Source organism: Pseudomonas sp. A-R-19 (assembly GCF_019956575.1).
Taxonomy (GTDB): domain Bacteria; phylum Pseudomonadota; class Gammaproteobacteria; order Pseudomonadales; family Pseudomonadaceae; genus Aquipseudomonas.
This window is the reverse complement of record NZ_JAHBDR010000086.1, coordinates 24,977-37,304: the sequence shown is the minus strand read 5'-3', so window position 1 is coordinate 37,304 and position 12,328 is coordinate 24,977. Positions and strand designations below refer to the sequence as shown.

Below are 12,328 nucleotides of genomic sequence, written 5' to 3'. Positions count from 1 at the left end.
AGCCGGCTCCTACTTTAGTACTGGTTCTACCTGTCTATCGTCGCATTCCCAACGCCCCCCCGACTGGCATGTAATAGGTCCATAACTATAAGGACTGAACCCATGCCACGTGCCCGACGTTGCCTGTTGCGCCCTGCTCTCGCCGTCCTGTCGCTGAGCCTGCTGCTGAGCACCGCGCAGGCCGACACTGCGCTGTTCTCCACCGACGGCTATCGCATCGGCCTGTACCGCAGCCCGACGCCGGAACAACTGCAAGGCGCAACCCTCATCGACACCCCCGCCCTGCAAACCCTGCTCGGCCAAACCCCGCGCCCGGTGCTGATTGACGTCTACCGCCGGCAGTGGCTGCAAGGGCAATTCATCGAAGACCAGCCCCATGAAAACCTGCCCGGCAGCCATTGGCTGGCCAATACCGGGGACGGCGACCTGACGCCGCAATGGCAGGACTATTTCGCCGCCAACCTGAAAAAGCTGACCGCCGGCGACCCGACACAACCGCTGGTCTTCTACTGCCGCTCCGACTGCTGGTTGAGCTGGAATGCGGTCAAGCGCGCAGCCACCATGGGCTATAAGACTCTGTATTGGTATCGCGATGGCCTGGACGCCTGGCAAGCGGCCAACCTGCCGGTTTCGCCAGCCCGGCCCGAACCCTTTCCCTGAGCTTTACGCGTGCACGCAGTTGCCACACCATAATCAAAATAATGAGGTGAAAGGCCATGTACAAAATCCTGATTGCCGACGATCACCCACTGTTTCGCGAAGCCATCCACAACGTCATCAGCGACGGTTTTGCCGGCAGCGAAGTGATGGAAACCGCCGACCTGGACAGCGCCCTGGCCCTGACCCAGGAGCACGATGACCTGGACCTGATCCTGCTCGACCTGAACATGCCCGGCATGCACGGGCTCAATGGCCTGATCAACCTGCGTAACGAAGCGCCGACCATTCCGGTGGTGATTGTCTCCGCCGAGCAGGACAAACAGATCGTGCTGCAAGCCATCACCTACGGTGCAGTGGGCTTCATCACCAAGTCGTCACCCCGCACCCAGATGACCGATGCCATCCAGCAGATTCTCAATGGCAATGTCTACCTGCCCCCGGACATCATCCGCACCGGAAAAAGCAGCAGCCACCGGCGGATGAACGACACCCCGAGTTTCCCGCCCGAACTGCTCCAGGCCCTGACCCGCAAGCAACTGCAGGTGCTGGAGCGCATGACCAAGGGCGAATCGAACAAGCAGATCGCCTACACCCTGGAAATCGCCGAGACCACGGTCAAGGCCCACGTCTCGGCAATCCTGCGCAAGCTCAACGTGCACAACCGGGTGCAGGCGATCCTGAGTGCCGGGGATATTGATTTCGGGTCTTATCTGCGGCGTTGAGTCAGTAAGACCGCGGCGCCCCTTTCGCGAGCAAGCCCGCTCCCACAAGGACAGCGATGTACCTGTGGGAGCGGGCTTGCTCGCGAAGGGGCCGTCCCATGCACCGTAGATTTCAAGGCCGGCCAAGCAAATGACTCATCGCCGTCTTCAGCTTCATCGGCCGCACCGGCTTGTGCATCAGGGTGTGGCCCAGCTCGCGGATCTGTTGCTTGAGTTCATTGCTGTAGTTGGCCGTGATCATCATTGCCGGGACCGGTGAGGCACGACGGGCATTGATTCTTGCCACCGCATCGACACCGTTCTGATCGTTGTCCAGATGGTAGTCGGCGATCAGCAGGTCGGCCTCGGCGTGGTAGTTGTCCACTTGCCGCGCCAGGTCCTCCTCCGACAGCGCCGTCACCACCCGACACCCCCACCCCTCCAGCAAGGTGCGCATGCCGGCACAAATGGTCGCGTCGTTGTCCAGCACCCAAATCCGCGCACCCCGCAGGCGCTCGAGCATCGGCTCGCTCATCTGCAACGCCGGCGGCGGTGTCGGCGCGGTGGCGCTCAAGGGCACTTCGACCGAGAACATCGAACCCCGGCCCGGCCACGAGCGCACATGTATGGGATGGCCGAGGATGCCGGCAATTTTCTCGACAATCGCCAGGCCCAGGCCCAAGCCGCGATCCTGATCGGGTCGCTGCACATCACCGCGCTTGAACTCCTGGAAAATCTCCTCCAGGCGATGCTCGGCAATGCCCATGCCGCTGTCCCAGACTTCGATCGTCAGGCACTGATGATGCCGCCGGCAACCGAGCACCACGCGACCACTGTAGGTATAGCGAATCGCATTGCTCAGCAGATTGCGCAGAATCCGCGCGAGCAACTGGATGTCGCTGCGCACCAGCGCCGAACAGCCAATGAAGTGCAGTTGCAGGCCTTCACTGCGGGCCACCTGGGTGTATTCAGCAGCCAGGTTCTCCAGCAGCTCACTGAGGGCGAACGGCGCAATGTCAGCCTTGATCACCCCCGCATCGAGCTTGGAAATATCCACCAGGGTGCCGAGCAGGTTCTCCACGTCTTCCAGGGAATTGCTCACGTTGCGCACCAGAATCTCGCTGGACATCGGCTCGCGCCGCTCCAACAAGGCGCTGGTAAACAGGCGCGCGGCATTCAACGGTTGCAGCAGGTCGTGGCTGACGGCGGCGAGGAACTTGGTCTTCGACAGGTTGGCCTGCTCGGCTTCCTGCTTGGCTTCGCGCAAGCGTGACTCGACCAGGCGCCGCTCATCGATCTCGCGCAGCAGCTGGTCGTTGAGGGTGGTCAATTCCGCCGTGCGCTCGCGTACCCGCAGCTCAAGGTTCTGATACGCCTGATGCAGCGCTTCGGCGGTGCGGCGGCGTTCGGTGATGTCGCGGATCAGCACGAAAATCCCCACCACCTCGCCACTGGCCAGACGGTTGGGCACATAGGAGCGCAGCATGTAGCGCTCCTGGTTGTTGACGTTGGTTTCGGCGAACTCGAAGGTCACGCTCTCGCCGTCCAGTGCCCTGGCCACGTAGGACTCCAGCCGCTGATAATGCTGTTCGCTGTGCACTTCGCGCAGGCTCTGGCCGAGCATCACGCCGCGGGGCCAGCAGTACCACTCTTCATAGACCTTGTTGGTGAACTCGTAGACCAGGTCAGCATTGAGGTAGGCAATCAATGCCGGTACGTGATCGGTGATCAGGCGAATCCAGTGTTCGCTTTCACTCAGCGCCTCGGCGTGCTGGTAACGTTCGGTGATGTCGGTGAAGGTATTGACGAACCCCCCGGTGGGCAACGGATGGGTGCGGATTTCCAGGACCCGGCCATCGTACAGGCGCTGTTCGCATTCGCGTACCGGTCGTCCGTTGCCATCGCGACTGGCCGGGGTCAGCAGGTTCAACTCGCTGTCGGCGATCACTTCGGCAAACGGGCGATGCGCCGCCACCGGCGCCAGGCCGCTCAACTCCAGGAACCGCCGGTTCCACAACTCCAGGATGCCCTCGGCGCTGACCATTGCCACCCCTTGGGACAGGTTGTCGACCGCCCGTTGCAGCAGGTGCGACTTCTGCGCCACCGCCTGCTCCCGTCGCATGGTTTCGCTGAGTTTGACGTCGGTAATGTCGGTGAACAGGATCACCCGCCCGCCCTCCTGGGTGGGCCGCTCGCTGACTTGCAGCCAGCGCCCGTTCTGCAGGCGGTACAGCAGGTTTTCGTCGGCATGCCCCCAAGGCTCTTCGGTGAACAGGCCGTTGTTCATCATCAATCGCTTGACCTCGGTCAGGCGCATGCCGGCATTGATCCGCACCCGGCTGTTGCGCCAAAACGCCTTGAAGCGACTGTTGAACAGCACGATTCGCTGCTCGGCGTCGAACAGCACGAAGGCGTCGGAAATGCTTTCGATGGCATCGATCAGGTGTTGATGCGCCGTTTCCGCGCGCAGGCGGGCTTCGCTAAGCAGATGATTGCCGGCCTTGAGTTCGGCCATGGCCTGGTTCAGGGCATCGGTGCGTTCGCGCACTTGCTCGGCCAGCACCACCGAATGCTGGAATGCCGCGTACGGATCGTTGCCGCGGGTTCCCCCGGACTCGACCCGTTCGATCAGCGCGCCATTGATGCGCTGCAGTTTATGGTTTTCCAGGCGCAGCCTGGCCAGTTCGGCCTGCAGCTCAGCGATGTCCTGGGGCGCGGCTTCGGGCAATGGCAACGCCGGTGAAGGTCTGGTTGATGTGCATGCCATTGAACTGTTCTCCGTAGGTGTTGAAACCCATCACCCGTTGCTCACGCAAAAACCTGCCGATCTGATCAAGACTGCCGTCGTCTTCGAGTTCCAGACGCCGCAGGAAACAGTCGCAACCGATGGTCAGCAGCAAATCGCCCAGGCGTTCCTGCAACCCCTCGAACAGGCTCTGCAGGTTCGGCAGCATCGGCCCCGGGGTCATGGCGGTGAGGACGATGCCGTTTTCCACGGCGCAGTAGAAACTCAGGCTCAGGTCCGGGTGCACCTGCTGGATGGCCCGCACGTAGTACTGCTGGTTGATCCGCACCGCCAACGGGTGCGCGGCGAAGACCCGGTGATCGAGCTGCGCCACCGGCACGCCGATGTGCCGGGCGTACTCGGCGGCGGCCGGCTCGGCATTGAGTTCGAAGACCCGGCGCAAGGTGCTGTCGGCCCCGGTGACCACCAGCTTCTCGGCGCGGGGCAGCACGTGGTGGGTGGTGAACACTTCGAAATCCAGCCAGGTATTGACCAGCACCACCACAGCCGCGCCGCTGTGGAACCCGCCATCGAAGTACACATGGGTATGGGTCAGGTAGTTGTCGTCGCCGGCCGAGCCGCCGAAATGCGGAATGTCGCCCAATGCCGCGCTCAAGGCCGCGAGGACCATTTCTTCACGGCTGGACAGGCCATCGAGCAGGGTCAGGGCAAAGCTGTTGCCCTTGATCGGGGCCAGGGTGTTGCTGCGACAGCCACTGACCAGGCGCTCGACCATTTGCTGGGCGTCGATCAGGCTGAAGTGCTCCATCTGGTCGATCAGCTCGATCGCAATGGAAAAGTGCCGGTGATCGAAACCCACCGCCGTCACGCAATTGCGCCCGTAGCCCAGCGGGGTGATTTCCCCGGCACTGGTGCAGCCCACCAGGCGAATACCGCCGAAGCTTTGCTGCAAGGCCTGGCCCAGCACCTGCAAGTCGTACTCGGCGGAACAGAAGAACAGCACGAACCCCAGGTGCGGATGCAACAACTGGCATGCCAGTTCCTGCGCGACCTGCCGGGCATCGGTGGCCTGGGACATTGCACTGACGACACCTTCGCTCTGCAGCATCATCGTCTCCGGCTGGTGCGTGTGTATGAGGCACGAGTGTACGAAGTCTGTGGGGGGGGACGAATGCTACTTGGGTAGCGGGTAGCCGCTTCGATGGGATGAGAATGTTTGAGGGGGGTGAGGACTTGAAGGCTGTAGCTGGAGATGTGAAGTACGCGCTTTGGTGGCGAGGGAGCTTGTCGGATCGCCGCACCGTCCCGCTGGACTGCGTAGCAGGCCCAAAACCGGCCGATGCGCGACCAGAATCCGGACCGCTACGCGCTCCAGCGGGAGCAAGCTCCCTCGCCACAGGGAAAGGATGAGCAGATCGGCTTTGTTACCAGGTCAATACCGCACCCACGGCAAAGGTGTCGGTGTTTTCGTTCTGCTCGTTAGTGTCGTGGCCGTTGATTTCGAACTGGTTGTACTCGGCCACCAGCTTGAGGTTGTCGTTCACGTCATGGAACAACGCGATGCCGCGGGTCTCGTAGTCCGCGCCACTCCCGACCACGCCGTTGCCATCGTCATTGGTCTTACCGTAGGACAAGGCCAGGCGGTTCTTGCCCAGTTTGTAGGAGCCCTGCAACAGGTAGCCGTCGCTGTCGACGTTACGCAAGGTCGGCTCGCCGGCATTGTTGGTGAAAAACGGGTTGATGCCCTTGGCCTGGAAGCCGGACCCGGTGAGGGACAAGCCGCCCATCTTCGCCTGCACGCCATAACCGACACCTTTGGAGGTGACGGTCTCGACCGTGGAATCGGTGTTGTCCGAGGTCTGGTAGCTGCCGTTGACCCAGCTATAGATCTTTGCCCCGGCCAGGTCGAACTGATAGGTGACTTCGCTCTCGGTACGCGGGTTTTCCTGATAGGCCTTGCCCGTCGGGCTGCTGTCGTTGGTGTCCACCGGGTCCATGATGCCGACCGCCACGCGCAGACCGTCCATCACCGGGGTGCGATAGGTGATCTGCGAGGTTGGGAACGGATACGGATAACCGGTGCCGATGTTGCCGAACGACACCCCGCCGCCATCCACCAGCCCCAACGTATCGCTGACCTGACCATAACCGGCGAGCATTTCGTCGAGCAGGATGTTGGAACGGGCGAACAGCCCGAAGTCCTTGCCGATCAGCACTTCGCCCCATTCCGGGTTGGCCACGGTGCCATAGAACTGCCGCACATCAATGGCGGTGTCGGTGCCGTTGGTTTGGCTGTCGTTGATGGTGACCCAGAACGAGGCACGGGCGCCGAGCTTGAGATCGTCTACCTGCTTGCCCATGTTGAACCCCAGGTAGTTGGGCAAGAAGCCCATCTTGACCCGCGCCTGTCGACGGTCGAACTGATCGCCGGTGCGGTCGACATCGCTGTTCACGTAGAAGGCGTTGATGTAGCCGTCGGTGGAGAACGTGGTCTGGTCCTTGTCGTACAGCATGATATCCGCCCGGGCCACCTGGCTCAGGCCAAGGGCAGACAGGCTGGCGATCAAGGCAGGCAGAAAACGATGCGTGACGTTCTTATTGTTGTGCATGGCGCGCTCCGAAACGGGGGACTAAGTGTCGGAGGCGATTATCGAAACCAGACCGGCGGCGCCATACGCTGCCTTGGAGCTGGTTTTCAGGTGCTTTGGAATGGACGACTGTACGCGACAACTAAGGCGTACGACCGTTTGTTGGCAGGGCAAGCCACTAAAGTTGTAAAGAACCGCTTTTCGTAGGATCCGGCTTGCCGGCGAAGGCGCACTTGAAGCCCCCTTCGCCGGCAAGCCGGGCTCCTACAGGTCAATCGCTGGCTTTTATCAGCATGTAGGCGGCGACCACGAAGCAAATGCTGGCGAACCCGACCTGCAACGCCCGTGCCGGCACACGGGCACAGAGCTTGCGGCCGATGATCATGCCGACGATGCTGGAGACGATGAAGGCAATGCCCAAACCATCGATGCGCACCCCGGCATGGAATGCGCCGATCACCCCGATGGCGGAAATCAGGCTGATCACCATCAGCGAGGTGGCGATGATCCCGCGCATCTGCACATCGGTCAGTTGCTTGAACGCCGGGACGATCAGAAAGCCGCCGCCCACCCCCAGCAATCCAGAGACCACGCCGGTCACCGCCCCGAGTGCGGCGAGGGTCGCGGTGCATTTGGCGGTCCAGGAAAAGCGTCCGGTCTGCTGATCGAGCATGCAGTTCTTCTGGCCCCAGTTGGCGTGGCCGTGGTCGCTCGGGCCTTCATCCTTGCGCTCACGACGCAACATCCGCCAGGCCACCATGACCATCAGCAGGCTGAACAGAATCATCAGGATCTTTTCCGGCAACTGATGGGCGAAATAAATACCCACCGGCGAAAACACCGCACCGAGCGCAGCGATCAACAACGCCGCGCGATAACGCACCAGGCCATGACGCAAGCCATCGATGGCGCCGACCGCTGCCGCGCTGCCCACCGCAAACAACGCCACCGGAGCGGCCTGGGTCATGCTCCAGCCCAACCCCAATACCAGCGCCGGGACCGCAAGGATACCGCCGCCGGCGCCGGTCAAGCCGAGCACCAACCCCATCACTACGCCAAACAGACTTGCCAGCAACATAGGGAGTTCTCAGTCGACCCTGGACAAACGCGTCAGCCACTCACGGCCCTTGAGCATACCGTTCCAGTAGAACCACGGTAGCAGTGTCGCCTTCAGCCACCACGCCGAGCGGCGCGGTGTCGTCGGGTCAAGGGGAAAGGTCGGCAGCAATTTGCCGGCGTAACCGAACTCGGCGAGGATCACCTTGCCCTTCTCCACCGTCAGCGGGCAGGAGCCGTAGCCGTCGTACTTCAGCGGCAGTGGTTGCAGCGTGCGCAACGCCAGCAGGTTCTCGGCCACCACCACGATCTGCTTGCGCACCGCCGCGGCGGTTTTTGCATTGCTGGTGCCGCAGATATCACCCAGCGCGAAGACCTCCGGATAACGCGGATGCTGCAAGCTGTGCGGGTCGACCTCGCACCAGCCAGCGGCATCGGCCAGCGGACTGCGGGCGACGAAATCCGGGGCCAGCTGAGGCGGCACGACGTGCAGCAGGTCAAAGGTTTTTGCCTGGCGGGTGACATTGCCATCGGCGTCCCTGACGTCGAACCATGCGGTTTTTGCCGGGCCGTCGACCTTGACCAGGTTCGAGTTGAACGCCAACCGGGCGTTGTATTTCTCGATGTACTTCATCAGCGGCGGGACAAAGGTCGCCACACCGAACAGTGCCGCGCCCGCAAGATTGAATTCGACGTCAATGTTGTTCAGCACGCCGCTCTTGTTCCAGTGATCGCAGGACAGGTACAGCGCCTTTTGTGGCGCTCCCGCACATTTGATCGGCATGGCCGGCTGGGTGAACAGCACCTTGCCGCCGCGCAGTTTCTGCACCTGATCCCAGGTGTAGGTCGCGTGCCGGTAGCTGTAGTTGGAGGTCACGCCGTGCTGGCCGAGGGTTTCCTCCAAGCCTTCGATTTTCTCCCAGGCCAGGCGCAGGCCGGGGCAGACGATCAGGTTTTGATAGCTGACCGTGCGTTCGTCCGCGAGCGTGAGTTGGCGCTTGTCGGGGTCGATGCCCATCACGGCAGCCTGCAGCCAGTGGGCCCCGCGCGGCATCACCGACGCCATCGGCCGCACGGTGTTTTCCACGTTGTAGGCACCACCGCCGACCAGCGTCCAGGCCGGTTGGTAGAAATGCCGGGCGCTGGGCTCGATCACAGTGATGTTCAGGTGCGGGCTACGCTTGAGCAGGCTGGCGACAAAGCCGATGCCTGCCGTGCCGCCGCCGATGACCACGATATCTGCACTGATGGATGGGCCCCAGTGTTGATCGTTCATTGCTTGTTCCTTTTGCTGTACGCAAATTTTCTTCCAGCCGCGACACAAAACGACTGTAGGAGCGAGCTTGCTCGCGATGGTCGCTAACGATTACGCGTGTTATCTGTATAAACGCGGTGCCATTACGTCCATCGCGAACAAGCTCGCTCCTACAGGTTCGGTGTGTTAGCTGGCATCAAGGTTGTACCCAGCTTTTAAGCACCGCCCCGCAATACAGCCCGGAGAGGGTTTTCATCACCTGGATCACTTCATGACTGGCGAGACCGTAAAAAATGTACTTGCCTTCACGACGGGTCGCGACCAATCCCTCATCGCGCAGGATGCCCAACTGCTGGGACAGGGTCGGTTGGCGCACGCCGGTCATTTTCTCCAGCTCGCCCACGTTGCGCTCACCCTGGGTGAGCTGGCACAGGATCAACAGGCGATCCTCATTGGCCAGGGCCTTGAGCAGCGCGCATGCCTTGGAGGCCGAAGCGCGCAGTTGAGCGACTTCACATTCGTTCAGACTGGATTGCATTTGCAGGATGCCTTCAAAGTCACTTAAGCTACTAACATTATGTTTTTATATAAAGTGTTGCAACCCATCGCTGACTTTTCTACTCCTGCCCAGGTTCGTGCCCATGCCCGCGCTGATTGAAGCTTTCCTCGACCCCGCCTCCTCGACCTACAGCTACGTGGTCTACGAGGCTGATGGCGGGCAGTGTGCGATTGTCGACCCCGTGCTCGACTACGACGGTGCGGCCGGGCGTACCGCGACCACCCAGGCTGACAAAATCATCGCCTTCGTCCGTGCCCACAGACTGCAAGTGCAATGGCTGCTGGAAACCCACGCCCATGCCGATCACCTGTCCGCCGCGCCGTATCTGCGCGGGGAATTGGGCGGCAAGATCGCCATTGGCGAGTCGATCAGCAAGGTCCAGGACGTGTTCAAGGCGCTGTTCAATCTGGAGCCCGCCTTTCGCGTCGACGGTTCGCAGTTCGATCAGCTCTTCGCCCCCAACGAATTGTTCATGATCGGCAACCTCAAGGCGACCGCCCTGCACGTGCCCGGCCATACTCCGGCGGACATGGCCTACCTGATCGACGGAGATGTGATTCTGGTGGGCGATACGATGTTCATGCCCGACGTCGGCTCTGCCCGCTGCGATTTCCCCGGCGGCAACGCCAACCAGATGTTCGCGTCGATCCAGAAATTGCTGGCTTTCCCCGCCAGCGTGCGCCTGTACGTTTGCCACGACTACCCGCCCGAAGGACGCGCTCCCGAATGCATGACCACCGTCGGTGAACAGCGCAAACACAACATTCACGTACGCGACGGTATCGACGAAAACGCCTTCGTGGAAATGCGCACCCGGCGCGATGCGGGGTTGGGGATGCCGACACTGCTGCTGCCGGCGATCCAGGTGAATGTGCGGGCGGGGAATTTGCCGCCGGCGGAAGACAATGGTGTGACTTACTTGAAGATTCCGATCAATCAGTTGTGACTGCCGGGCTGCACCTCCTGCTTGCGCCACTGCCGGGACGCCGCGCTGTAGGTAAACGCGAGAACCTGACCGGGAGAGATGACATGTTCAAGCTCATCCGTACCCTGGGAGTGACTGATTCGGGTGGTGTAGGGTGCGTCGCACACGAACAGCACCACACTGTTGGCTGGAGCTGCCGCCGGCAAGTACACCAAGGGCGCGTAATTGCCGACCGACAATGTATAGCGAACGAATTTCTCGCCGTCGCAGGGCGCCGCAACCACATGCCCGTGCTCATTCGGCGAGCAATCGCGCACCTGCAACGCCCATTGGCGCGAACCATCAAGACACACCAGGGCAACCACCTCCCCCTTGGATAAACGGACGCCAGGCAGCGGAACATCACTGCCACGCAGATCCAGTTCACATTCCGCGTCCGCGTCCGAGCAAATCAGCAACCGGTGTGGCTCTTCATCAAGAATCGGCGGCAGCGCCACTGTTTCAGTCCAGTGCGAGTCATTGATCTGCAAGATCATATGCCGGGCGCTTGGCATGCCTTGAACGCCAATACTCGTCGGGCTGGCCTGTACAACATCAGGAATGCCCAACGCTCGGCGGCGGAACTGGTTGGCATAGATGATGTTGTCCACCAAACGATGCCGTAACGACCAATCGCAATTGATGATGTAGTACTTCATGATCGGAGAACTGGCATTGCCTGCAGCAAACCACGACATCAACGACCCCGAAATATCTTTGGCGCCGTCGAATGGAAAACTCATGCGATGGGCTTGAATGGCCCGCAATTCACCCAAGGGTTTGGTTTCATTGCCGACCCGATCAATAAACGCTTTGAGCTCACGATCCGACGGCGTATTCGAGCCTATCCAGCGTTGATTGACGCCGTTCCAAAAAAGCGCATCCCTGGGATAGGCGTTGTATGAAATGACGACATTTTTATAGTTTGGCAACGCCCATATTTGCGACACCGTCAGATCTCGATACACAGGCGATATGATCGATTCGCCCAAATAGGATTTTATTATTCCAGCTAGTTCACGATGGGCACCGGCCGTAAAATTCCTGAACTGATGAAAATTCAGAATCACGATCTCGCGTTTAGTGTCCCAATCAGAGCTTTGACGAAACATGCGCACAGCATCGAGAATATCGCCCTGGACCGTTCGCCCGTTGTTTGTTGAATGAAAAATCGAATAACGCCGTGGATCACCAACCAGGTATCCCCAATAATACTGAACCCTGAGATCCAGCACTCGAATACCGGCATTCAATTGATGGTACGGTGCAACGTCCTGACATACCTCTAGACTAGGGGTAGACGCTGCTTGTTTGTCGAAACCCGAATTGTGGGTACCGGGCAGAATTGCCATATGAATCGGCAAGTTGTTGACCACACCGTATGCGCGCATCCAGTGGGTACGAATGTTGTTGAAGGGTTTGCATATCCCGCCACTCCAACTTCCTCCCGGGCACCAACCAGCGGTAATTCCAATATCGCTATCCATGGCAGATGGACCCGGCCCACCGTCCAGAGCGGCCTGGATATCCATTAAGTCAGTTCCACCCATATCCTCGACAAACGGATCAAAAACAGGAGGAACATATTCTTTTATATTTCCGTAATCATCCAGATCATCAGGATTGACGTCCAGCGAGCAGGCCAAAGCAATTTTATCTAATACAGGCTTCATTATGTTTCACTCTAGTTAATCAATAGTGGAGAGCAAAACATAAAGAAAACTGCATCACACAAACATGAGTTCAAACTGTAGAGCGGCGCTGTACAGCTGTGACTTATTGCATCAGTAAAAACAGTG

Annotated in this window: 10 protein-coding genes; 3 read left to right on the top strand and 7 right to left on the bottom strand. The window is 60.1% G+C overall.

What is annotated here, in order from left to right; genetic code table 11:
* Positions 1-102 precede the first annotated feature (102 nt).
* The gene (locus tag KGA88_RS24855) at positions 103-660 is read left to right on the top strand and encodes a PQQ-dependent catabolism-associated CXXCW motif protein (RefSeq protein WP_160387810.1); all 558 of its coding nucleotides are present in this window, start codon (positions 103-105) and stop codon (positions 658-660) included.
* A 56-nt stretch (positions 661-716) separates the two neighbouring features.
* Complete coding sequence (locus tag KGA88_RS24850; protein ID WP_110662661.1) at positions 717-1,382, top strand: response regulator transcription factor; 666 nt, start codon at positions 717-719, stop codon at positions 1,380-1,382.
* Between the two features lie 112 nt (positions 1,383-1,494).
* On the opposite strand, the gene nahK is transcribed toward KGA88_RS24850, so the two are convergent.
* The 6 genes from nahK to KGA88_RS24820 form a co-directional block, all read right to left on the bottom strand.
* Positions 1,495-4,089 (bottom strand): hybrid sensor histidine kinase/response regulator NahK/ErcS', encoded by a 2,595-nt coding sequence (gene nahK, locus KGA88_RS24845; protein ID WP_317851687.1) that lies wholly within the window; start codon positions 4,087-4,089, stop codon positions 1,495-1,497.
* Positions 4,058-5,215, bottom strand: coding sequence for a nitric oxide-sensing protein NosP (gene nosP / locus KGA88_RS24840; protein ID WP_110659424.1), 1,158 nt, complete (start codon positions 5,213-5,215; stop codon positions 4,058-4,060). Before nosP ends, nahK begins: the two co-directional genes overlap by 32 nt.
* A 316-nt stretch (positions 5,216-5,531) precedes the next feature.
* Positions 5,532-6,716: a porin gene (locus KGA88_RS24835; RefSeq protein ID WP_110659425.1), complete on the bottom strand. Its 1,185-nt coding sequence runs from the start codon at positions 6,714-6,716 to the stop codon at positions 5,532-5,534.
* Positions 6,717-6,966: 250 nt separating this feature from the next.
* Positions 6,967-7,773 carry a sulfite exporter TauE/SafE family protein gene (locus KGA88_RS24830; protein WP_110659426.1) on the bottom strand — a complete coding sequence of 269 codons (807 nt, stop codon included), beginning with the start codon at positions 7,771-7,773 and terminating at the stop codon, positions 6,967-6,969.
* Between the two features lie 9 nt (positions 7,774-7,782).
* Positions 7,783-9,027, bottom strand: coding sequence for an FAD/NAD(P)-binding oxidoreductase (locus KGA88_RS24825; protein WP_223594827.1), 1,245 nt, complete (start codon positions 9,025-9,027; stop codon positions 7,783-7,785).
* 175 nt (positions 9,028-9,202) lie between these two features.
* Positions 9,203-9,544, bottom strand: coding sequence for an ArsR/SmtB family transcription factor (locus KGA88_RS24820; protein WP_008052731.1), 342 nt, complete (start codon positions 9,542-9,544; stop codon positions 9,203-9,205).
* 103 nt (positions 9,545-9,647) lie between these two features.
* Between KGA88_RS24820 and KGA88_RS24815 the strand changes: the two genes are divergently transcribed.
* Entirely contained in the window at positions 9,648-10,511 is an 864-nt protein-coding gene (locus KGA88_RS24815) for an MBL fold metallo-hydrolase (protein ID WP_223594825.1), read from the top strand.
* On the opposite strand, the gene KGA88_RS24810 is transcribed toward KGA88_RS24815, so the two are convergent.
* Positions 10,502-12,202, bottom strand: coding sequence for a hypothetical protein (locus KGA88_RS24810; protein WP_223594823.1), 1,701 nt, complete (start codon positions 12,200-12,202; stop codon positions 10,502-10,504). The two genes, KGA88_RS24815 and KGA88_RS24810, sit on opposite strands and share 10 nt — an antisense overlap.
* Positions 12,203-12,328: the final 126 nt, after the last annotated feature.